Below are 22,154 nucleotides of genomic sequence, written 5' to 3' on the forward strand. Positions count from 1 at the left end.
AAATACTGTCTCAGTCGGGGATCCAGCTCCGGCTGAGATATTTTTATCTTCCCGTAATCCTTCCAATGCCATAAGAAATCAGAAATACAGCAATATCCACTGCCACGATCGTGGAGCCAACCGGAGTACCTGCCAGAATGGAGATCAGAATGCCGGCAGTAGCACTTAAAACGGACAACACTGCCGCACTGATCGTTACCGAACGGAAAGATTTAAACAACCGCATTGCTGACAACGCCGGAAAAATTACAAGTGCTGAAATCAGAAGTGAACCTACCAGATTCATTGCAAGTACAATGATCACTGCAATCACAACTGCAATCAGCAGATTATAGGCATTCGCTCTCGTTCCGGTCGCTCTGGCAAAATTCTCATCAAATGTTACTGCAAAAATTTTATTATAAAAAAGAATAAAAATAGCAACAACCACAACAGAAAGGATTCCACACAGCCATACCTCGCCTTTTGTCAGTGTCAGGATCGATGTGGAGCCGAACAATGTACTGCATACATCTCCGGAGATATTTGGGCTGGTGGAAAAAAGATTCATCAAAAGATATCCGATTGCCAGGGCTCCGACAGAGATCATGGCAATCGCCGCATCGCCCTTGATTCTTGTGTTCTGACCAGCACGAAGAAGAAGGATCGCACAGATTACTGTTACCGGCAGGATAAACAGCATATTGTTGGTAATATTCAGGACAGATGCTATCGCCATTGCACCAAATGCCACATGAGAAAGTCCGTCACCGATAAAGGAAAAACGTTTCAATACCAGAGTCACGCCCAGAAGTGAAGAACATAATGCGATCAGTACCCCAACGATCAATGCATAACGCACAAACGGGTATTGAAAATACATACAAAGTGTCTCAAACATCTTATTCGTCCTCTCCTTCCTGTCCAGTAAACGCCTTTCCCAGACTGCTTTCCAGATACTGTTTCTTTGTTCCGAAGAAGCAATGCTCCCCGATATGCAGGATATGTGTTGCATATTTTACTGCCGCCGCAATATCATGTGAGATCATAATGATCGTAATTCCATCTTTTTTATTCAGATTCCTGATCAGCTGGTACATCTCTGCTGTCACTCTCGGATCAAGTCCCGAAACCGGCTCATCCAGAAGCAGGATCTTCTGTGCTGCACAAAGAGCTCTTGCAAGAAGAACCCGCTGCTGCTGCCCTCCGGAAAGTTCGCGATAGCACTGATCTGCCAGATCCTGGATCATCATTTTTTCCATGGCTCTCTGGGCAACCATTTTTTCCTCTTTGTTATAAAAAGGTCTCCATCCACAACGACTCTGGCATCCAGATAACACAATTTCCCTCACGGATGCCGGAAAATCTCTCTGCACCAGCGTCTGCTGCGGCAGATAACCAATTTCGTTTTTTTTCAGGCCATCTCCCAGTTCAATACTGCCGCTGATCGGTGCCTGCAGATGAAGAAGTGTCTTCATCAATGTAGATTTACCGGAACCATTTTCACCTACGATGCAAAGGTAATCACCTGCATCAATAGAGAAATTCAGGTCTTCCTGAATTGCCCGGTTATCATATCCCAATGTAAGATTTTTACATGTAAGCTGTGCCATTGTTGTTCCTCTTTTCCTACTTAAGTGCTTCTTTCAGAACCTTCAGATTATCTTCCATCACAGAAAGATATGTCACTCCGTTTTTAATCTCATCCGAAGTGATCGACTGCATGGAATTAAGCTCGAGGATCTTCTGATCTTTCTTTTTTGTATTTTCAATCACGGTCTGTGCTATCCTGTCATCGGACTTCTCAATCGTCAATACCGTTTTTATTCCCAGTTCATCCAGTTTACCCGCAAGAAAAGTCACAGTCTTGAAGCTTGCTTCCGACTCTGCAGAGCATCCGGAAAAAGCTGCATAATAGTTCAGTCCATAATCATCGACCAGATAACGAAATGCAAAACGATCGGCAAAGATCAGCGTATTCTGTCTGTCTGTATCTACCGTTTCCTGATATTTCTGATCCAGTGTAGAAAGTTTTGCTTTGTAGTTCTCAGCATTTGTCTGATAGATTTCTTTATTCTCAGGATCCATCTCCTCAAGCGTTTCTGCAATCGCGTCACAGATCACAGAAGCATTTCGCATGGAAGTCCAGACATGCTCGTCATATTCCTTCTCATCCTCACCCTCATGGGCATGCTCGTCCTCATGACCATGTTCGTGTTCACTGTCCTGCATACCCTCAACTGTTTCTTCTTCCTTAATCGTATCGCCAAGGACTTCCATCAGATTAATCGTCTTCATATCTTTATTCTGAGCCGATTCCAGTGCATCCTCAATCCACTGGTCGGATTCTCCACCCACATAAATCAGGAGATCACAGCTGGATACTTTCATAATATCTTTCACTGCCGGCTGAAAACTATGAAGGTCTGTCCCATTATCCAGGAGCATCGTAAGATTCACATCCGCTTCCCTGTTCCCCAGAATATTTCTTGTCCAGTCATATTCCGGAAAAATGGTTGTCACAATATTCAGTTTCCTGTCTGTTTCCTCCGTTGTTTTAGCTTCTGCTATGTGCATTCCTGAAAAAGGAATCGCAATGCTCATCACACCCAGCAGAATTGCTAGCGCACCAGTGATCCATTTTTTCATCCTTATACCTGCTTTCTTCTGTCTCAGCATTCTACTCCGTTACCTTATATTCCGCTTATTTTGCCCTGATATGTACAGTCTCTGTTTCTTTTTTGTCATCTTCCAGTCCTCTGCATTCTTCACAGATTCCATAAAAAACCGTTCTGCACGGATCCATGCGAAATCCGTGACTGTCCATCAGGTGCTGCTCCAGTTTAACCACATCCTCGCAGTGAAGATGAATCAGTTTTCCACATTTTTCACATTTGCAGTGGAAACAGGACATCTTGTGGCAATGCTCCTCCGCTCCAAGATATTCAAAACAGGCACTGCTCGTCCCATCCACGTTATACTTGGCAACAAGCCTCTGTTCTACCATCTTCTCAAGATTACGATAAACTGTCGTTGTTCCGACATTGATTCCCTGCTCTTTGAAATAGGAGCAGACATCTGCGGCCGTCACATGTGTACCCTCTATCGTCTGAAGATAAGCCAGTATCTGTTTCATTTGTTTTGTCTGATAAGGTGCTTTCGTTCCCATAATTTCTTCCTTCTTTTTACCCAAAATGAAAACCGTTTTCATATTATAGCACATTCTGATAGAGTGTCAATATGAAAACGGTTTTCATTTTTGATATTTTTTCTTATTTACTTATTCTTCTACTTTCATCTCGCGAACGATTTTACGAAGCTTCAGAACCATGGATGGTGCTACAGAGAGTTCATCCAGTCCCATACGTACAAACTGCTCGGTAAGAGTTGCATCTGCTCCAAGTTCTCCGCAGATACCTGCCCATTTACCACATTTATGCGCATTGTCCACAACCATCTGGATCATACGCAGGATTGCTTCATGATGTGGATTATAGAACTCATCCAGTTTTTCATTCTGGCGGTCAATTGCCAGTGTATACTGGGTCAGATCATTCGTTCCAATACTGAAGAAATCAACCATCTCTGCCAGTTTATCACTGATGATCGCTGCTGCCGGAGTCTCAATCATGATTCCCTGTTCCGGAATCTTATACTGAATCTCCTGTGCTTTCAACTCTTCTTCTACTTCTGCTACGATCTCATAAATTTTCTTTACTTCTTCTGTAGAAGTAATCATCGGATACATGATAGAAAGATTTCCATAAACGGCTGCGCGGAGAAGTGCACGAAGCTGAGTTTTGAAAATTTCCGGCTGTCTCAGACAAATACGGATTGCACGGTATCCCATAGCCGGGTTATCTTCATTACCAAGATTGAAATAATCTACCTGTTTGTCGGCTCCGATATCCAATGTACGGATAATAACCTTCTTACCTGCCATCATCTGTACTGCCTGCTTGTAAGCCTGGAACTGTTCCTCCTCAGTAGGGAAATCGTTTCTTCCAAGATACAGGAATTCACTTCTGAAAAGTCCGATTCCGCCGGCATCATTTTCCATCACATAACCAATATCGCCAACGCTTCCAATGTTTGCATAAATATTAATCTTACGTCCGTCCAGAGTAATGTTTTCTTTGCCTTTGAGTTCCTGAAGAAGCTTCAGTTTCTCAGCTTCTTCCTGTATTTTGGTTTCAGTCTGTGCTTTTGTCTCTTCATCCGGGTCAAAAGTAACCATTCCCTGGAAACCGTCTACAACCGCTGTCACTCCACTCTGAAGAGCTTCCAGATCCATTTTTACTCCGATCAGTGCCGGAATATTCATCATACGCGCAAGAATCGCTGTATGAGAATTGGTAGATCCGTGAACTGTTACAAATGCAAGGATCTTATCTTTGTCCATCTGGACTGTCTCACTTGGGCTGAGATCATCCGCTACAATTACAGATGGCTCGATTTCGCTTAAATCCACATCTCCCTGTCCACTTAAATTACGTACAAGACGTTCAGAGATATCTTTGATATCGGCAGAACGTGCTTTCATATAATCATCGTCCATGGAAGCAAACATCTCTGCGAAATTATCGCCGGTAACCGCAACCGCATACTCGGCATTGACCTGTTCTGTACGGATCATATTCTGGATTGCCTCCAGATAATCCTCATCCTCCAGCATCATCTGATGTACTTCGAAGATTGCAGCACTGGCTTCGCCAACTTCTCTGACAGCCTTGTCATACAGTTTCTGCAGCTGTTCCTGAGATGCTTTTAATGCCTCATCCACACGTTTTACTTCTGCTTCTGTATCTTCGATACGGGTACGTTTTACCTGATAATCATTTTTCTTAAGAACCACGATCGGTCCCATCGCGATTCCTTTATATACAGATTTTCCCTGAAAACACTGCATTCCTTTTCCTCCCTGAATTCAAATGTAAACTGATTCTGGTCGTTCCAGCGAATTATAAGTTATTCTCAAAGAATTCTTTTAATGCAGCAGCTGCAGCTTCTTCATCAGCGCCTTCTGCTGTTACAGTAACAGTGTCACCCTGTTTTACACCAAGAGACATAAGCATCATAAGCTGTGTGAGTTTTTTTGTTTTGCCGTCTTTTGTGATGGTGCATTCAGATTCGAATTTTTTTGCTTCTTTTACAAGAAGTCCTGCCGGTCTTGCGTGGATTCCAAGTTCGTCTTTAATTGTATACTCAAATGTTTTCATAGTTTTGTTCTCCTTTTATATTATGTTTTTGTATTTATATTTATCCTACAGTTACCTTCGACAGTGACATTTAACTTTATATCTTACTCATTGATATCCGTATCTAACATTCTTTCCAGATGCATGGCAAGATATCCGATTTCAATGTCCGGAATCGGAAGCTTCAGGCTCTTTTCCATCTGACGGCAGATTCGCTCTGCTGCCATAAATGCTTCCGGGAACTTTACGGACATATATTCATTCAGATTCATTTTTAATTTCTCACCATGGATTGCACGTGCTACCATATAGCGCACATGATTCATCAGACGATTGTATCCGAGTGACATGACGTCGATAGAATTTCCGGTTTCTTTCTCTACAAGAGAAATACATTCGCGGACTGTTCTGGCAATCTCCATTGCCTGGGAAACATTTTCATCTACGATGGCAGCATGCACATGCAGGGCGATATAGCCAATCTCATGTTCATCTATCTCCAACTGAAGTTTTTCCTTCAGAAGTTCCTGAATACAACTGGCTACTTTATATTCTTTATAAAACATAACACGGATGTCATCAGTCAGCGGGTTGCTGATCTGCTCTCCATTCTGAATGCGGCGGATCGCAAAGTCCAGATGATCTGCCATGGTAAAAAGAATTGTCCGGTCTACTTTGCCAAATTCCTGCTCCGCCTGATTCAGCACTTCGTTTGCAAACTCCAGACAAAGTGGTGAAACCGATTTGAGGATATCTTTTGCCTCTCCTCGCTCTGTCATTTCTTTCAATGAATAAACCTTTGCTTCCGCAGTGACCGGAACAGTTTGTCCCACTTTCTTGCCAAAAGCAACTCCTTTTCCCATAACCAGACATTCCTGGTTATTTTCATCCTGGATTCCCATAAAGGAATTATGATTTAAAATTTTTGCTATCCTGTACAACATCCGTATCTCTTCCCCATCCGGGTAGTTCTTACTGAAGAACCTCGATTTCGAAAAGCGGCTCTCCTGCTTTGACCTGACCCTCATTTAACAGATGGATTCTCTGGTTATCCTCCAGCTCTGTACAAAGAACCGGTGATACAATAGAAGGTGCGTTTTTGCTCAGATAATCCAGATCCAGTTTCAGCATCGGATCTCCTTTCTTCACTTCCTGCCCGCTTTCTACCAGTGCCTCAAATCCCTCACCATTCAGTTTTACAGTATCGATTCCCACATGAATCAGAAGACTGATTCCGGATTCTGTTACAAATCCAATTGCATGTTTTGTGTCAAAGACAAAGGCAACTTCTCCATCTTCAGGAGCACGTACATAAGGATCTTCCGGTGTAACTACCGCACCATCCCCCATCATCTTCTGGGCAAATGCCTCATCCGGTGCTGTAGAGAGCTCAGCCGCTACACCAGTGATCGGGCTGGAAATCACAATGCGGTCGACAACTTTCTGTCCGGCATCTTCTTTCTGCTCACTTACTTCCGGTGTTTCAACACTTTCCGCCGGTGTTTCCAGAGTATCTGGTGCTGTTTCCAGATAATCCTCAAGATTTGATTTGATAACGGTAACATTTGGACCATAAATAACCTGTACGCCAAGTCCCTTATGAACCACACCTGATGCACCTGTTGCCTTTAAAATACCATCGTTTACCAGAGATGCATCCTTAACCGTACAACGAAGACGTGTTGCACAGCAGTCCACATCACTGATATTTTTCTTACCACCAAGACCTCTTGTGATTGCCTCGCTGACCGGATCAGAAGAACCAGCTTCAACAGCACCATTCTGTGCCTCTTTGCGGGCATTTACATCAGCCTTCGTATAAAGCTTTGTTTCTACATCATCATCCTCACGACCAGGCGTTTTGAAATCAAACTTTTTGATCATGAATTTGAAAATAAAATAATATAAAAAGAAATAAATAATACCAACCGGGATAACTCTCATCCAGCTTGTCTTTGCGTTTCCCTGAAGAATACCAAACAGGAAGAAATCAAGGAATCCACCGGAGAAAGTAAGTCCTACGGCAATATTCAGCATATGTGCGATCATGTATGCGCTACCTGCCAGAACTACCTGAACAGCAAACAGTGCCGGAGCTACGAACAGGAATGAAAATTCCAGCGGCTCTGTAATTCCGGTTGCCATACATGCAAGCGCTGCAGACAGAAGAAGGCCTCCTGCCTGTTTTTTCTTCTCAGGTTTTGCACACTGATACATAGCCAGTGCAGCTCCCGGAAGACCGAAGATCATAAAAATAAATTCTCCGGAAAAATATCTTGTTGCATCAGCACTGAAATGTGCAATATTTGCAGAATCAGCTAGCTGTGCAAAGAAAATATTCTGGCCGCCCTGTACCATCTGTCCTGCAACTTCCATTGTACCACCGACAGCAGTCTGCCAGAATGGCATATAAAATACATGATGAAGACCAAATGGAATCAGAGCACGTTTAATAAGTCCAAAAATCAGTGTTCCAACATAACCGGTTCCTGTTACAAGACCGCCCAGAGCGTAGATTCCGTTCTGAACTACCGGCCATACAAAATACAGAAGAATTCCCACAAACATATAGACGATCGTGGAAATGATCGGAACGAAACGGGTACCTCCAAAAAATGACAGTGCATTCGGCAGCTGTATTCTGTAAAATTTATTATGCAGAGCTGCTACTCCAAGTCCTACGATAATACCACCAAAAACGCCCATCTGCAGTGACTGGATACCGCAGACAGAAGTGATCGTTCCCTCAAGAACGGATTCTGCGATCTCTCCATTTGCAAGAATCTGTCCTGTAACTGTCAGCATCGCATTGATCGCTGTATTCATTACGAAAAATGCGATAACTGCTGATAAAGCTGCAACTTCTTTTTCTTTCTTTGCCATACCAATTGCAACACCAACTGCAAAAATCAGTGGCAGGTTATTAAAGACTGCACTTCCTACGCTGTTCATGATCACCATCAGGGAATGAAGCAGTGTTCCGTCACCCAGAATCTTTGTCAGGCCATATGTCTCAATCGTTGTTGCATTGGTGAAAGAACTTCCGATACCAAGAAGAAGTCCGGCTACCGGAAGGATTGCGATCGGGAGCATGAAGCTTCGTCCAACTCGCTGTAAAACACCAAAAATCTTGTCTTTCATCTGACACTCTCCTTCTATATATTTGATAGAAGTGAGTACATATAAAAGGCCTTAAACAACCGGTTTTTGTTACTGTTTACAGCAACTTTTGTACAAAAAAAGGCACTAATATACATAAACACTCCTAGTTATGTATAGTTAATGCCTCCTGAAATCGAGTTACACACTACAACTGATGAAAATATAACACGTCAGCCCAGAACTTGTCAACCCGCTATTTTATATTTTTACTGATTCTATTTTTACTGAATTACTGTCCACTCCGTTCACAGCAGCTTTACTGATACATAGCATTCAAAAACATTGGCTTAATCGCAACTACCTCATCATATTCTTCCTGCGATACTTTCACATCACTGTTCAATGCTTTGAGATCTTCCTTGACAATTTCAAGTGCCTGGCCTTTTTCTTCTGCACGTCCCTGTTCGATCACTCTCTGCATCCGTTTCAGTACCATCGGGTGAGCATATCTGGCAGGTACCGGAAAATCCGGATAACCTTTAACGTAATCTTCCATTTGCTTTCGTGCCTGTTCATCCTGGCTCATGATTGCTTTTCGATTATTACGTGCCGTTGGCAGAACACTGAAACCGGCAAAGGTAAAAACAGCAGCGATACCAAACAAAAGAAAGTATACTGCAAAATCATTGTGTACAATAAATGAATAAATTCCTGCCGCCACTGCTACAAATCCCAGCATAGTAATTGCCATTGCAACCCAGCGATAGCTTGGACTTGTGCACTGATAGGTCCGTCGTCTTCCCGCCGCCCGGCTCAGATTCTCACTTAACTGAGGTTTCTGGTCCAGGTAATCAATGGCCCTCTGAAGCTTTGCCACTTCTTTTTGTGACTGAGTGGTTATTTCCGGTCTGGAACGCAGCTCCCGTTCTTTCTCTGCTTTCTGCTTTTCCAGCTTCGCTTCCGCGGCCTCACTGAGCAGCCGTATCTGTGGCTGCTCAGCTGAAAGCAGTTTCAAAAGATCATCTACCTGATTTTCATATTTGAAATTGCATTGTTTCTGCTGTCCGTCATCATACTCCACAACCAGATACGGAATACTGGCAAACATTCCTTTTCCAGAAAATCCACCCTTACTCATAGCCACGCGTTTAAAGACGCGTCGGACCGCCGTAAAAGGAATATAATAGCACCTGTCTACATAAAAGCTGTTCAGGTAAATTGCTTTCTTTCCGATCCCACAGGGGCCGACCTTACGACAGGATTTTCTGTCTTCCTCAAGTTCCGGTGCCGGAAGCTGAGATGTACTAAGTGGATGTGGTTTAAAAATCATGATATCAGACCTCACTTAAAATAGTTTCAGGCAGCTGCATGTTTCTTCGCTGCGCGAAGGAAAATAACAAGAAGTACGATTGCAAAAATAATACCTATCGGATAAGCTACAGCTGTATTATAAACAACTGCGCCTTCTGCCGTTTTGGAATTGATCAGACCGCCAAGACATTCCGGTGCAAGGATGAAATATGTACTGGAAACTGCACTCATAAAAGTGGCCGGAACTGCTGTGATCCAGAAGTTTTTCTTTTCACTTACCAGATACATGGATGCTGCCCAGAGAACGATCATTGCAAGTGTCTGGTTTGTCCAGCTAAAATAACGCCAGATAACTGTATAGTCAATTGCGCCAACTGCATTACCAATACCAAGAACAGCGCCAACACCAAGAACCGGAATACAAAGTTTCAGTCTGTTAGCGTATCTTCCCTGATCAATATGGAACCAGTCAGACAGAGTAAGTCTTGCTGAACGGAAAGCCGTATCACCTGAAGTAATAGGACATACAACAACACCGATCATCGCAAGTGCAATACCAACACCACCCATTGTCTTGGAACATACATCATAGATAGCTGCTGACTGGCCACCGGAAAGAATTTCTGCAAGACCTGTATTCAATCCGCCTGTAACTTTATAAAGAGCACATCCGGCTGCTGCCCAGATCAGTGCAATGATACCTTCTGCAACCATTGCACCATAAAATACAAAGTGACCCTGTTTCTCACTCTTCATACAACGAGCCATCAATGGTGACTGAGTAGAATGGAAACCGGAGATTGCACCACAGGCTACAGTGATAAACATAAAGCTCCAGATTGGTGTTCCTGCCGGATGCATACTGTACATATGACTCCAGATTTCAGGAATCGTAAATTCAGGATTTGTATAGATTCCTATGATAACACCAACTGCCATAATGATCAGGCAGAGACCAAATACCGGGTAAATCTTACCGATGATCTTATCAATGGAAATAAATGTTGCAATAAAATAATACACTAAAATAAGAATAAGCCAGAACAGTGTAGTGGTAAGAATACCTGACAGTCCGCCATTCTTACACAGGGTAACGATCAGACCTGCCGGACCTACTGCAAAAACAGTACCAACCATGATCAGGAGCACTACTGAAAATACTCGCATGATGTTCTGCATAACACCGCCGAGGTATTTACCTGTAAATTCTGCTACTGAGCTTCCGGAATTACGTTCGCTGATCATTCCAGAGAAGTAGTCATGAACACCGCCGGCAAAAATTGTACCAAACGTGATCCAGAGAAATACGATTGGTCCCCACAATGCACCCTGCATCGCACCAAAAATAGGTCCCAATCCTGCAATGTTAAGAAGCTGTACAAGGAACAGTTTCCACTGTGGCATCACTACATAATCCACTCCGTCGTTGATGCTTACCGCCGGGGTTTCACGATCATCCGGTCCAAAAGTGTTATCAACGACCTTACCATAGGTAAAGTAACCGATAATCAGAAGTGCCAGACATAAAATAAAACTGATCATTTAAATCCCTCCCTCTACTGCAATTCGCAGTTGTCATAATTTTGTCAAAGTATGGCAGATCAGCTTACCATACACTCTGCTTAGCAATTATTATTATAAAACTTCTCGTTTAAAAAACAATAGTTATTGTTAAATTTGTCTATTATTCTTATAAATATACAGGAATATTGTATACAATTTTATTTGTCTATTCCATAACATCTTTGTTATTTATTTATCATATTTATAAATCAATTTTACTTATTTCCTTCTGGATCAGCAAACCTGCTGCCCTGGCCAACTGTCCGACCTCCTGTATTCTGGTATATTCTTTTCCATAAATTATTTCTGCCTTCAATGCGCCTGCATCCGTTCCCATAAATACAGCAGAAACACAGATACCTTTTCGTTGCAATGCCCGCACTTCAGCCGCTGTATCATTAACAGCTGCCTCATCTCCATAGTCCTTTCCAAATGGAAACTGTTCTGAAGACTGTATACGAAAACTGTCATTTGGTTCCGCATCCGTCAGTAAAATAAGCAGATGACGGTCAGCTGATCCACTATGGGATCTCAGAAGTTCATTCATCTCCCGCATGACAAGTCCGTCACGATTCCAGCCAGTTGCAAAGTATCGAAAAACGTCATCACTTTTTTTCTCCTCAAATGCCTTCAGAATCCGAAGCACTGTATATCCGCGTACACTGCAGAATTCCGAAACTCTGACCGGAATATGACATGCCTGAAGACTTTCTGAAAGAATCACTCCCTGCGCAGCGATCATTTCCTGATACTGTAATCTTGACGCAGACGCATCCAAAAGAAGATCCACCGTAAACAGTGGCTTTTTCTCTTCATAATTAGCATGAAAGACCCGATCATCCATGACATATTCCGATCTCCACACTCTCGCAGGATCAAGGCGTCCAGATCTGCCAGGCAGTATATCCGGCTGCTGATGAACCATCATACAATTTCTTATCTGTGACGAAAGCTGTGCGATAATACTCTGATACAGTTTTTGATTTTTATAATAATATATTCTGTTTCTTTCCATCTGAAGCTGTGCCTGATTTCTTAGATAACGGTTTTCTGCCGATATTTTCTCTTTTGGAATATATTTTCCATCCGTAAACCATACGTGGCAGCCTGCGTGATTTCCTTTACAGAGTTCTTTCTCGGTCCTTGCCAGTTCCTGTTTTGAATACAGTGACCTTCCAAAGCAGTTTTCTATATATGCATGATCGGTTTCTTCTTTTTTTAAGATCATATGACTGCTGCTTTTATTCTGCATGATTCCATTCTGGCTGCTGTCAGCCTGTGAAGAACGCATTACCACAACCCGGTCTGTCTTTACCAGTTGAGCCGGCATGATTCGAGTCAGCAGCCTGGCCGCTGTTCCAGTAAAATGGAGCATTAATGGTTTTCTGATATGCTTTTTCCCATCAAATAAATAAAAAGTTTTGTAAATACTTACCAGCTTCTCTATAATTTCTTCCTGTGACACTTTATTTTCCGGAGTCAGAGCCAAAAGCAATTTTTTCTCAAATGGCGTCATCACTGGAAGTTTTCTGCCTGATACTCTGCTCCACCTGGCAGACTGCAGGGTATATACCAATTGATTTTTGCTCATCCATTCCTGCCGTGACAGCTTATACTCTCCTGCAAAAAAAGCTTCTGCGTAATCCATCCGCACCTCTTCCAGTGCCGGTCTAATCGGAATTTCAAGCTTGTACACGATCTGTTCTATATAAATCCAGGCCAGATCATCCAGCATCTGCTGCCGGCTATCTCCCTGCCACCGCACAAAAAGTTCTGTAAGTGTCTTTTGGCCAAAATATTTATATGCAAGTCCTATGACCAGATTCATATAAAAATCCGGCCTGTTTTCCTGACTGTGTATTGCCAGAAACATTGGTTCAAAATCATAATGGCCAGCAGCACCCCAAATCTGATTGGCGGCCCGTCTCTGTACTTCTGTATAAGATCCGGTCATCCATCAAACACCTCCGAAGCTTTGAGTTTCATAGAAATTCTGGCATTCATCACATCACTGAGCAGAGCCTGCTCATAACTGTCAAATATTTTATTTGTCACGCCAAGATCAAGAGCATCTCTGACTGGAATTCCTTTGTGCATCAGGCTGATTGCATCCAAGAGTCCACGAAGATCCATTGCTTTTGAAGTCAGTTCTCCACTTTCACATTTTTTCTGGATATCCATAAAAAGTAATCCAAACTGCTTATTATATTTAGAAGAAAGATCTGGAAACTGTTCTCTTAAAAGCCTCTGCAGATCTTCCAGTGTAAGTGCAGGCATACGGATCACTACAAATCTTGACGCAAGTGCTTCATTCAATTCTCGTGTTCCTGCATAGTTATAGTTCATCGTTGCAATAAAGCGAGTATCGTCTGCCAGAGTTATTCTTTCATATCCGGGAACGTCTATAACCCGCCTGAAATCCAATGCAGAATGCAAAACTGCAAGTGCTTCATTTCTTGCCATATTGATCTCATCGAATATACCAAAGCCTCCATTGCACGCACAGCTGTATACTGGTCCTGGTCTGAATTCAACCTTCCCGTTTCTGAAAGTATCCGTGCCGATAAGCGAAGACGCATCCATATTGACATGAAATGAGATATCCCAGGCAGGACGGCCGAAAACTGCTGCCAGATTTTCCGCAAGTACATTTTTCCCCGTGGCTTTTTCACCTGAAAGCAATAGATTCTTTCCACACAAAAGTGCTGCCAGAGCTTCCTCCCACACTTTTTTTCCATAATAAAAAAAATGAGGCACAGGAATCCTTCCCTTCAGCCCGTCCTTCACCGGGTGAGTCGCAGAAAACTCCTGTACCTCCTGAATCAGTTCCGGACTGATTCCTTCGTCTCTTAAAAAATCCGTTATTTCTTTCATCTTTAACGCCTCACATTCATGTGTAAAAAAAACTGAAATGTCAATCCACACAAGGCGGTCATGACATTTCAGCCATATTAGTTCAAAAACTCAAATGGATCCTCATCCTTTAAAAAATGCATCAGCATATAGGCACACATAATTGCCACACGTTCTTCTTTGAGGATTCGTTTTACTTCGGTACGGTCAGCGAGTACGATTTCAATTTCCTCACTGTCTTCCTGTGCTGCCTTACTGATCTCACCGCTGGCATAGCCGTATACAGTTGCACAGGATTCATCTGTCATACCTACTGTTGTAAAATACGGCTTTTCGAATGCAGGATCTACTTTCAAAGGTTCCAGTTTAAGACCAGTTTCTTCATACATCTCACGGACTGCACCTTCATGGAAATCTTCGCCTGGCTCAACCAGACCTGCCGGAAATTCATAAATGTAATCGCCCAATGTGTAACGATACTGGCGTACCAGAACAACCTTGTCCTTCTTTTGTCCATAGATACTATAAATGATCACACCATCCGGATCATTACGTCCGGTCTTCAGTTTCAGCGCCGGAACATCCTTTGCTCTGGATGCCACGTAATAAGACACCGGGGTATTGTGAACACTTGTAGCATCCACATGATACAGATTGACAAAACGGTTATCTGTCATTTTTTCTACATTATGAATCTTTCCCATGGGTTTCCTCTTTTCTGCACACTCTGTCTGCTGTGCCTGAATCAGTCTCCCTTAAGGATAACACGAATTCTTTTATAAATAAAGAATACGATTACAGAAATCAGAATATATTTAAATAAGTTAAATGGAACGATGATCAATGCTACAAAACCAAGAAGGCTGTTTACAGAAGGATGTACTGCTGATCCCATTTCAATAAATGCTTCGATCGGCATACCAAATGCTTTGCCATATGCCGGAAGCAGTACAAATGCATTCATAAGGCAGGCTGCTGCTGTTGTCAGTACTGTACCTGCTGCCATTCCAATAACGGCATGTTTGCGACTCTTGTTATGATGCAGTCTGTAGATGATTCCTGCCGGTACAACAAATGTACATCCAAAGAGGAAGTTTGCAAAATCACCAACACCTGCTGTCATAGTTCCCATTGTTACAAGATGCACCAGAACTTTTACCACTTCGATCAGGATACCTGCGATCGGTCCCATTGCGAAGGCTCCTACCAGTACCGGAATCTCAGAGAAATCCAGCTGATAGAAGGATGGTGCCAGGAATGGGAGCGGGAATTCAAAATTCATTAATATTCCGGCGAGGGCTCCAAGCATTGCGATCTGTGTGATCGTTCTTGTACGACTCCTCTCCATTACGTTTCCACTTTTTAAAACCTGTTCACTCATACTTATCTCTCCTTTTTGAATTGTTCTTTTTTTCTAAAAGAAAATTCTACGCTATGCTGCAGATAAGTTTAGTGGGGAGATTAGTTTCTGCTGCATAAAAAAATCCCGGGAATAATCTTCCCGGGGTACTGAGCACGTATGAATTATTCGTGTTCTTCTCTCATCCAGACTTTACTGTCGGTTCCGGAATTCTGACTTGTGCCAGTCACCGGATCAGCCGCCTTACGCGGGTCGCGGACTTTACCGCCGGTAGGGAATTCCAACTGCGTCGGTCACCCTGCCCCGAAGAATTTTCTTTTATATTTCTGTATTATATAACTAACTTTATAAGAATGCAATATAAATTTTAGAAAGAAGGATATGCTTAAAGTATTTTCTGTATTGTTCTTAGCAAAGTTCTGTACACCTTGGTACCTTAGAAGTTCTGAATTAAGACGTATCCAGAGGAACATTTATCGAAAATCCCATCTGGTTCATTTAATTATCCCATAATCACCGGGAATCCTTTATTATCTCTCCTCACGGAAATACGGCAATCCAAGTCCCGCCGGCGGCTGGTGCTCCTTCTTCTTTCGGAAGCTTGTAAACACCAGTACGATAATCGTTACCACATACGGCAGTGCCTTAAACACCTCCTGCATACTTCGTCCCAGTCCCGGGATATACAGATACAGGATATAAAGTGCTCCGAAAAGGAACGCTCCCCAGATTGCATTCAGTGGTTTCCACAGGGCGAAGATTACCAGCGCAACTGCAAGCCATCCACGGTCACCAAATCCATTGTCTGTCCAGGTTCCGCCGGAATATTCCATTACGAAATAGAGTCCGCCAAGTCCGGCAAGCCCTGCTCCGATACAGGTAGACAGATATTTGTATTTGATAACATTGATACCTGCTGCATCTGCTGTTCCAGGATTCTCGCCAATTGCACGAAGATTCAAGCCTGCTCTTGTCTTAAATAAGAAGAAAGACAAAACCACCGCTACGATCACACAGAGATATGTCATAAATCCATAATTGAATAAAATCGGTCCGATTACCGGAATCTTAGATAATCCCGGGATTTTGGCTGTGTAAGCACTTCCTGTTACTTTTACAGAAATCTGTCCGACACCACCGGCAAGTTTGGAAATAGAACCACCAAAGAAGTTACCAAAACCTGTACCAAAGATTGTAAGAGCAAGACCGGTTACGTTCTGATTTACACGAAGAGTAATGGTCAGGATACTGTAGATCAGGCCACCGATCATTGCACATGCAAAGGCACATACAAACGATATCAGGACACCTATAAATGCATTCGGATTCGGGTTATCTTTTTCATAAAGAAAAGCTCCCATCAGGCCGGCAATACCGCCCATATACATAATTCCCGGAATACCAAGATTCAGGTTTCCGGATTTCTCCGTCATGATTTCACCAAGCGCACCATAAAGAATACAGATGCCCTGGACAATTGCTTTTTGAATAAAGATGGTCAGTACACTCATTGCATCTACCTCCTATTTTTTTGTACGCTTTACTCTGTAGTTGATAAAGAATTCTGCCCCGATCAGGAAAAACAGAATAATGCCGAGAATAACATCGGATGCATTTTCATTCAATCCATACTGAGTCGCAATCTGAACAGCACCCTGATTCATAAATACAATACCAAAAGATACAGCCACCATAATAAAAGTATTGAATTTGGAAAGCCATGCAACGATGATTGCTGTAAATCCACGTCCTCCTGCTGTTGCAGTAGAGATTGTATGGCTCGCACCACTTACAATAACAAATCCTGCGATACCACAGATTGCACCGGAAATTGCCATGGTACGGATAATAACTTTCTTTACATGGATACCGGCATATTTTGCAGTATTCTCACTCTCACCAACTACAGCGATCTCATAACCCTGTTTGCAGTATTTCAGATAAATGAACATCCCAACAGTCAAAATCAGAACGATCAGAACATTCCAGCCGTATTTCTGTCCAAACAGTTCCGGCAGCCAGCCTGCCTGTGTTGCCTGATTAATGATACCAACAGTATTAGAACCTTTTGGATTTTCCCAGAAAACGATACAATATGTAACCACCTGCATGGCAACATAATTCAGCATCAGAGTAAAAAGTGTTTCATTTGTATTCCAGTATGCTTTGAATACCGCCGGGATCATACCCCATATCATGCCGCCAAGTGCACTTGCAATAAACATAACAATAAGTAAGATCACCGGTGACATTTTATCACCTGCATAGATCATCACCGCTGCGGAGCAGGCTCCACCAATCAGGATCTGGCCTTCTGCACCGATATTCCAGAATTTCATTTTGAATGCCGGAGCAAGTCCGATTGCAATACACAGAAGAACCATCGTATCACGTATTGTCTGCCAGATACGACGTTCCGATCCCATTGCTCCATCCCAGATTGCTTTATATACATCTACCGGATTCATCTTGACAAGTGCGACGATTACAGCACCGCACACGATCAGTGCAAGGATCAGCGCAATAAATCGAATCAGCAGTCTTTCCTGCCATCCGGCTTTGTTTCTTCTTTTACTTACCTGTAAGAAAGGTTCTTTATTCATTGACAACCCCTCCTTTTTCATGTTTCGTCATGAGAAGACCGATTCCTTCTTTGGTTGCAGTTCTGCCATCAACCACTCCGCTGATTTTTCCTCCACACAGTACCGCAATGCGGTCACAGAGTTCAAGTACTACATCAAGATCTTCAATTACGCAGACAACTGCTACGCCTTTTTTCTTCTGCTCATTCAGAAGCTGATAAATAACATGAGAGGTATTGATATCCACACCGCGAGTCGGGAATGCTACAAGAAGAACTTTTGGATTCTGTGCGATTTCTCTTCCTACCAGAACTTTCTGTACATTACCACCTGACATCTGGCGGACCGGTGCAGAGATACTTGGTGTCATAACTTCCAGCTGATCTTTAATCTTCTCTGCAAGTGCTCTTGGTCCTTTACGATCCAGGAAAGGTCCCTTTCCATTACGATAGCTTCGGATCATCATATTGTCTGTCATATCCATATCACCGACAAGTCCCATACCAATACGATCCTCCGGAACGAAAGCAAGGCTGATTCCCGCTTCATTAATGGAAATAGAATCCATTCCGGAAAGTTCCATTTCGCCTCCGTTATCATCCAACAGACGTATGGAACCGCTTTCTACATTCTGCAGTCCTGCAATCGCCTCAAGAAGTTCTTTCTGTCCACTTCCTGAAATGCCGGCAATTCCAAGAATCTCCCCTGTATTGACTGTCAGATCCACATCATCCAGTGTCTTGACATTTTCTTTGTCCTTACAGTTGATTCCATCAATGATCAGACGCGGTTTTACATTTTCAGGTTTCGGACGTTCGATGTTCAGATCTACTTTGGCTCCAACCATCATTTCTGAAAGACTCTGCACATTGGCCTGTGCTGTCTCTACCGTGTCAATATACTGACCCTTTCGAAGAATTGCAACGCGGTCAGACAAAGCAAGAACCTCCTGCAATTTATGGGTAATGATAATGATCGAACATCCATCGTCACGCATGTTTCGAAGAATATCGAACAGCCTGTCGGCTTCCTGTGGCGTCAACACTGCTGTCGGCTCATCCAGGATCAGGATCCTTGCTCCACGATACAGCATCTTCACAATTTCAACTGTCTGTTTTTCAGAAACGGACATTTCGTAGATTTTTTTGGAAAGGTCCAGATCAAAACCATATTTATTGACCAGTTTCTGAATATCTTCGGTTATTTTTTTCATATTGAGTCTGGCCTTACCAGGCAGGCCCAATACAATATTTTCTGCTGCCGTAAGTACATCTACCAGTTTGAAATGCTGATGTACCATACCTATTCCTAATTCATAGGAGTCTTTTGGCGAACGGATTTTTACTTCCTTCCCATTTACAAAAATATGACCTTCATCTGGATAATAAATTCCATAGATCATATTCATCAGAGTCGTTTTACCGCTTCCATTCTCACCTAAAATTGCGAGAATCTCTGATTTCCTCAGTGTAAGATTTACATGGTCATTCGCCTGAACTGATCCAAATCGCTTGGAAATATCTCTAAGCTCAAGTGCATAAGTTTCTTCCACTATCGTTCCCTCCTTTTATCTGATATATTGTCATATCTGCAAAAGAAACCTCCGCCCTGAAGACTTCCTTTGCACGTATAACAAGAAAAAAAGCAGAGCTGCTGACCCAGCAGCTCCGCCTGTTTCAGATCTTATTCTGTGATAGATGTGATTCCATCGATAGCTACATCAAATGCCGGTGCAGAACCATATTCTGATTCATGGAAATATCCGTCAGAAACATATTCTGTATCACTGCCATCTTTCTTATAAGTAGTAAGTTCTTTGCCATCTACTGTAAATGTAGAAGTATCGAATACATGAAGGGATCCGTCTGCAAGTGCATCTTCCACTTCTTTTACTTTTTCGTCTGTTCCTTCTGCTACAACTTTTTCATTGAGAGGTGTGATCTTGTCAGCGCCGTCGGAGAAGCCTTTGCACCAGTCAGTATCAATTGCTGTTCCATCAAGCATGCACTGTACTGCATATGTGTAATATACACCCCAGTCCATAGATGCAGAAGTAAGAGCTGTATTCGGTGCAACAGATGTCATATCAATATTGTATCCAACGCAAGGAACGCCTGCTGCTTCACATGCTGTCGGAGCACCTGTTGTATCTGCGTGCTGGCTGATCAGAACACATCCATCAGAAATCAGCGCATCTGCACATTCTTTTTCAAGGTCGAAGCTTGCCCAGCTGTTTGTATATTTTACTTCCATAGTTACGGACGGGCATACACTCTTTGCGCCAAGGTAGAAAGAAGTATATCCGGAAATAACCTCTGCGTACGGGAATGCACCAACATAACCCATCTTGCAGCTATCTTCTGTAATAGTTCCATCTTCGATCATCTGATTCAGTTTAAGGCCAGCTACTACACCGGACACATAACGAGCTTCATAAATGTTTGTGAAGTAGTTGTGCATATTGGAAAGTCCGCTTGATGCTGCCTGAGTTCCAGTTGCATGACAGAACTGCACATCCGGATATTCCCCTGCTGCTTCAAGGATATAAGTCTCATGTCCGAAGCTGTTTGCAAAAATGATCTGGCAGCCCTGATCTGCAAGGTCTGCTGCTGCATCGTAGCATCCCTCATCTTCACCGATCAGAGTTTTTTCAATAACCTGTGAATCGTCAAGGCCAAGTGCCTCCTGCATTTCATCGATACCAGCCATATGAGCTGCTGTGTAACCTTCGTTCTCATCGCCGATGTAAATTGCACCAATCTTGAGGTCTTCCTTTGCAATACCTTTGCCACTTTCGCTGTCGTCACTTGCGTATACAGGTGCAGTCATAGTAACTGCCATAGCTGCTGCAAGTCCAATTGCCAATGCTTTTTTCATTCTTCTTTCCTCCGTTTTCTGTGCTCTTACTCCTGTTGCGGAACAAAAGAGGCACAACTTTCTCAGTTACGCCTCTTTGCAAGTACTTTTACTATACATGGCACTTTTTAAATTGTCAATAAATTTGCAAAAAACGTACTATTTATTTGATAACCTAATTTTTTTTGTATATTAATTAGGAAATAATAATTTTCTTGACTTTTTCACGTTAAAGCGTTATACTTTAGAAAGTTAATTTGATTCGAACATGAATCAGTAAAATCAGGAGGTTTAAAAATATGAAAAAGCAGATTTTAGCAGGCATTCTGTCTGCAACAATGGTAGTTGGCATGGGTGGTGTCAGCGTATTTGCAGCAGATAAAGCAGATGATAAAACATACAACATCGGTATCTGCCAGCTCGTACAGCACGAAGCACTGGACGCTGCAACACAGGGATTCAAAGATGCGATCACAGAAGAACTTGGCGATAAAGTAACTTTCGATGAGCAGAACGCTCAGGGTGATTCCAATACATGTTCTACAATCATCACCGACTTTGTTTCTAAAAACGTTGATCTGATTCTTGCAAACGCTACACCTGCACTTCAGGCAGCATCAGCAGGAACATCTGATATCCCGATTCTTGGTACAGCTGTTACAGAATACGGTGTAGCACTTGATCTGGATGATTTCGATGGAACTGTTGGCGGAAACATCTCCGGTACATCAGACCTTGCTCCGCTTGAAGATCAGGCTGCAATGCTCAACGAACTGTTCCCAGATGCAAAAAATGTTGGTCTTATCTACTGTTCAGCAGAAGCCAATTCCCAGTATCAGGTTGATACAGTAAAAGCAGCTCTTGAGAAATTAGGTTACACATGTACTTACTATGCATTCTCAGACTCCAACGACCTCTCTTCTGTTGCTACAACAGCAGCTACTGAGAGTGATGTGATCTATGTTCCGACTGATAATACTGTTGCATCTAATACAGAGATCATCAACAACATCTGTCTTCCGGAAAAAGTTCCGGTAATCGCAGGTGAAGAAGGTATCTGTGAAGGATGCGGTGTTGCCACACTTTCCATCAACTACTATGACCTCGGTGTTGCTACCGGTAAAATGGCTCTCAAAGTTCTTGTAGATGGTGAAGATATTTCCAAAATGCCAATTGAATATGCTCCACAGTTCACAAAAGAATACAACCCGGAAATCTGTGAAGAACTCGGTATTGAAGTTCCGGATGATTATGTAGCAATCGGTGCAGACGAAGAAGAAGCTTCTGATGATGATGCAGCAAAAGACGAGACATCTGAAGAGGAAACAACCGAAGAGGCTGAATAATTTT

The 22,154-nt window shown here is 42.7% G+C and carries 19 protein-coding genes and 1 riboswitch; of the genes, 1 reads left to right on the forward strand and 18 read right to left on the reverse strand.

Annotated features, from left to right (window positions below; translation table 11 throughout):
• Nucleotides 1-43: 43 nt before the first annotated feature.
• The 18 genes from NQ503_RS14925 to NQ503_RS15010 form a co-directional block, all read right to left on the reverse strand.
• The gene (locus NQ503_RS14925; RefSeq protein WP_005428335.1) at nucleotides 44-880 is read right to left on the reverse strand and encodes a metal ABC transporter permease; all 837 of its coding nucleotides are present in this window, start codon (nucleotides 878-880) and stop codon (nucleotides 44-46) included.
• Nucleotide 881: 1 nt separating this feature from the next.
• The gene (locus NQ503_RS14930; protein WP_022389018.1) at nucleotides 882-1,592 is read right to left on the reverse strand and encodes a metal ABC transporter ATP-binding protein; all 711 of its coding nucleotides are present in this window, start codon (nucleotides 1,590-1,592) and stop codon (nucleotides 882-884) included.
• Nucleotides 1,593-1,608: 16 nt separating this feature from the next.
• The gene (locus NQ503_RS14935) at nucleotides 1,609-2,628 is read right to left on the reverse strand and encodes a metal ABC transporter substrate-binding protein (RefSeq protein WP_044926269.1); all 1,020 of its coding nucleotides are present in this window, start codon (nucleotides 2,626-2,628) and stop codon (nucleotides 1,609-1,611) included.
• A 55-nt stretch (nucleotides 2,629-2,683) separates the two neighbouring features.
• A complete protein-coding gene (locus tag NQ503_RS14940; RefSeq protein ID WP_044926320.1) occupies nucleotides 2,684-3,148 on the reverse strand; it encodes a Fur family transcriptional regulator in 465 nt (154 codons plus the stop codon).
• A 111-nt stretch (nucleotides 3,149-3,259) separates the two neighbouring features.
• Entirely contained in the window at nucleotides 3,260-4,888 is a 1,629-nt protein-coding gene (gene ptsP / locus NQ503_RS14945) for a phosphoenolpyruvate--protein phosphotransferase (RefSeq protein ID WP_005428347.1), read from the reverse strand.
• A 52-nt stretch (nucleotides 4,889-4,940) separates the two neighbouring features.
• Nucleotides 4,941-5,198, reverse strand: coding sequence for an HPr family phosphocarrier protein (locus NQ503_RS14950; RefSeq protein WP_005428348.1), 258 nt, complete (start codon nucleotides 5,196-5,198; stop codon nucleotides 4,941-4,943).
• A gap of 83 nt (nucleotides 5,199-5,281) precedes the next feature.
• Complete coding sequence (locus NQ503_RS14955) at nucleotides 5,282-6,121, reverse strand: PRD domain-containing protein (protein WP_005428351.1); 840 nt, start codon at nucleotides 6,119-6,121, stop codon at nucleotides 5,282-5,284.
• 28 nt (nucleotides 6,122-6,149) lie between these two features.
• A complete protein-coding gene (locus tag NQ503_RS14960; protein ID WP_005428353.1) occupies nucleotides 6,150-8,318 on the reverse strand; it encodes a PTS sugar transporter subunit IIABC in 2,169 nt (722 codons plus the stop codon).
• Nucleotides 8,319-8,595: 277 nt separating this feature from the next.
• Nucleotides 8,596-9,609, reverse strand: coding sequence for a hypothetical protein (locus NQ503_RS14965; protein WP_055055408.1), 1,014 nt, complete (start codon nucleotides 9,607-9,609; stop codon nucleotides 8,596-8,598).
• Between the two features lie 26 nt (nucleotides 9,610-9,635).
• Nucleotides 9,636-11,132 (reverse strand): carbon starvation CstA family protein, encoded by a 1,497-nt coding sequence (locus NQ503_RS14970; protein WP_005428358.1) that lies wholly within the window; start codon nucleotides 11,130-11,132, stop codon nucleotides 9,636-9,638.
• 223 nt (nucleotides 11,133-11,355) lie between these two features.
• Nucleotides 11,356-13,107, reverse strand: a complete 1,752-nt coding sequence (locus NQ503_RS14975) for a vWA domain-containing protein (protein WP_005428359.1) — start codon at nucleotides 13,105-13,107, stop codon at nucleotides 11,356-11,358.
• Nucleotides 13,104-14,027 (reverse strand): AAA family ATPase, encoded by a 924-nt coding sequence (locus NQ503_RS14980; protein ID WP_005428361.1) that lies wholly within the window; start codon nucleotides 14,025-14,027, stop codon nucleotides 13,104-13,106. The genes NQ503_RS14975 and NQ503_RS14980 overlap by 4 nt, the downstream gene beginning before the upstream one ends.
• Nucleotides 14,028-14,104: 77 nt before the next feature.
• Nucleotides 14,105-14,710 carry an NUDIX hydrolase gene (locus NQ503_RS14985; RefSeq protein WP_005428363.1) on the reverse strand — a complete coding sequence of 202 codons (606 nt, stop codon included), beginning with the start codon at nucleotides 14,708-14,710 and terminating at the stop codon, nucleotides 14,105-14,107.
• Between the two features lie 41 nt (nucleotides 14,711-14,751).
• Nucleotides 14,752-15,387, reverse strand: coding sequence for an ECF transporter S component (locus tag NQ503_RS14990; protein ID WP_005428368.1), 636 nt, complete (start codon nucleotides 15,385-15,387; stop codon nucleotides 14,752-14,754).
• A 148-nt stretch (nucleotides 15,388-15,535) separates the two neighbouring features.
• Nucleotides 15,536-15,681: riboswitch (FMN riboswitch) on the reverse strand.
• A 215-nt stretch (nucleotides 15,682-15,896) separates the two neighbouring features.
• Complete coding sequence (locus NQ503_RS14995) at nucleotides 15,897-16,877, reverse strand: ABC transporter permease (RefSeq protein ID WP_005428370.1); 981 nt, start codon at nucleotides 16,875-16,877, stop codon at nucleotides 15,897-15,899.
• 12 nt (nucleotides 16,878-16,889) lie between these two features.
• On the reverse strand, nucleotides 16,890-17,990 hold the full coding sequence (locus NQ503_RS15000) for an ABC transporter permease (RefSeq protein WP_005428372.1): 1,101 nt from the start codon (nucleotides 17,988-17,990) through the stop codon (nucleotides 16,890-16,892).
• Nucleotides 17,962-19,500 (reverse strand): ABC transporter ATP-binding protein, encoded by a 1,539-nt coding sequence (locus NQ503_RS15005; protein WP_044926271.1) that lies wholly within the window; start codon nucleotides 19,498-19,500, stop codon nucleotides 17,962-17,964. The genes NQ503_RS15000 and NQ503_RS15005 overlap by 29 nt, the downstream gene beginning before the upstream one ends.
• 131 nt (nucleotides 19,501-19,631) lie before the next feature.
• Nucleotides 19,632-20,777, reverse strand: a complete 1,146-nt coding sequence (locus NQ503_RS15010; protein ID WP_416385678.1) for a BMP family ABC transporter substrate-binding protein — start codon at nucleotides 20,775-20,777, stop codon at nucleotides 19,632-19,634.
• 326 nt (nucleotides 20,778-21,103) lie between these two features.
• On the opposite strand from NQ503_RS15010, the gene NQ503_RS15015 reads away from it, so the two are divergent.
• Complete coding sequence (locus NQ503_RS15015) at nucleotides 21,104-22,150, forward strand: ABC transporter substrate-binding protein (RefSeq protein ID WP_005428378.1); 1,047 nt, start codon at nucleotides 21,104-21,106, stop codon at nucleotides 22,148-22,150.
• Nucleotides 22,151-22,154: the final 4 nt, after the last annotated feature.

The sequence above is a fragment of the Blautia obeum ATCC 29174 genome (assembly GCF_025147765.1).
GTDB lineage: Bacteria > Bacillota > Clostridia > Lachnospirales > Lachnospiraceae > Blautia_A > Blautia_A obeum.

Bases quoted from the DNA above. Each gene is read 5' to 3' on its own strand.
- NQ503_RS14925 (WP_005428335.1), bottom strand. From the start codon at position 880: ATGTTTGAGACACTTTGTATGTATTTTCAATACCCGTTTGTGCGTTAT.
- NQ503_RS14930 (WP_022389018.1), bottom strand. From the start codon at position 1,592: ATGGCACAGCTTACATGTAAAAATCTTACATTGGGATATGATAACCGG.
- NQ503_RS14935 (WP_044926269.1), bottom strand. From the start codon at position 2,628: ATGAAAAAATGGATCACTGGTGCGCTAGCAATTCTGCTGGGTGTGATG.
- NQ503_RS14940 (WP_044926320.1), bottom strand. From the start codon at position 3,148: ATGGGAACGAAAGCACCTTATCAGACAAAACAAATGAAACAGATACTG.
- ptsP (WP_005428347.1), bottom strand. From the start codon at position 4,888: ATGCAGTGTTTTCAGGGAAAATCTGTATATAAAGGAATCGCGATGGGA.
- NQ503_RS14950 (WP_005428348.1), bottom strand. From the start codon at position 5,198: ATGAAAACATTTGAGTATACAATTAAAGACGAACTTGGAATCCACGCA.
- NQ503_RS14955 (WP_005428351.1), bottom strand. From the start codon at position 6,121: ATGTTGTACAGGATAGCAAAAATTTTAAATCATAATTCCTTTATGGGA.
- NQ503_RS14960 (WP_005428353.1), bottom strand. From the start codon at position 8,318: ATGAAAGACAAGATTTTTGGTGTTTTACAGCGAGTTGGACGAAGCTTC.
- NQ503_RS14965 (WP_055055408.1), bottom strand. From the start codon at position 9,609: ATGATTTTTAAACCACATCCACTTAGTACATCTCAGCTTCCGGCACCG.
- NQ503_RS14970 (WP_005428358.1), bottom strand. From the start codon at position 11,132: ATGATCAGTTTTATTTTATGTCTGGCACTTCTGATTATCGGTTACTTT.
- NQ503_RS14975 (WP_005428359.1), bottom strand. From the start codon at position 13,107: ATGACCGGATCTTATACAGAAGTACAGAGACGGGCCGCCAATCAGATT.
- NQ503_RS14980 (WP_005428361.1), bottom strand. From the start codon at position 14,027: ATGAAAGAAATAACGGATTTTTTAAGAGACGAAGGAATCAGTCCGGAA.
- NQ503_RS14985 (WP_005428363.1), bottom strand. From the start codon at position 14,710: ATGGGAAAGATTCATAATGTAGAAAAAATGACAGATAACCGTTTTGTC.
- NQ503_RS14990 (WP_005428368.1), bottom strand. From the start codon at position 15,387: ATGAGTGAACAGGTTTTAAAAAGTGGAAACGTAATGGAGAGGAGTCGT.
- NQ503_RS14995 (WP_005428370.1), bottom strand. From the start codon at position 16,877: ATGAGTGTACTGACCATCTTTATTCAAAAAGCAATTGTCCAGGGCATC.
- NQ503_RS15000 (WP_005428372.1), bottom strand. From the start codon at position 17,990: ATGAAAAAGGAGGGGTTGTCAATGAATAAAGAACCTTTCTTACAGGTA.
- NQ503_RS15010 (WP_416385678.1), bottom strand. From the start codon at position 20,777: ATGACTGCACCTGTATACGCAAGTGACGACAGCGAAAGTGGCAAAGGT.
- NQ503_RS15015 (WP_005428378.1), top strand. From the start codon at position 21,104: ATGAAAAAGCAGATTTTAGCAGGCATTCTGTCTGCAACAATGGTAGTT.